Genomic DNA, 361 nt, shown 5'->3' with positions numbered 1-361 from the left:
AACTTGGTAGTAATGATAACTTCTTCGAACTGGGAGGGCATTCACTGCTGAGTATTCGTTTGATTTCGCTTATTCGTACGCATTTTGATGTTGAACTGCCGGTACAGGCTGTGTTTAGTGCGAAGACATTATCCGAGCTTGCGGTTGCAATAGATGAACATCAAGGCACACAGGTACTTGCACCGGTCACAGTGATAGCGCGTACCGAGCCTCACTATGTCACGTCTTTTGCGCAGCAACGTTTGTGGTTTATCGACCAGCTACAAGCAGGCTCAGCACAATACAATATGCCGATGGCGTGGCAGGTACAAGGGGAGCTTGATTTAGGCCTGATAAAACAGGTGTTTGAAAGTATTCTCAC

General features: G+C 46.8%; 1 protein-coding gene. It reads left to right on the top strand.

Annotation, left to right across the window (positions count from 1 at the left end; all coding sequences use genetic code 11):
- Positions 1 to 361: phosphopantetheine-binding protein (locus L1070_RS20220; protein WP_237126918.1), on the top strand; the 361-nt coding region annotated here is incomplete at both ends.

The organism is Pseudoalteromonas sp. MMG022 (genome assembly GCF_021654245.1).
Lineage (GTDB): Bacteria > Pseudomonadota > Gammaproteobacteria > Enterobacterales > Alteromonadaceae > Pseudoalteromonas > Pseudoalteromonas amylolytica.
This window is presented reverse-complemented; position numbering and strand designations above follow the sequence as displayed.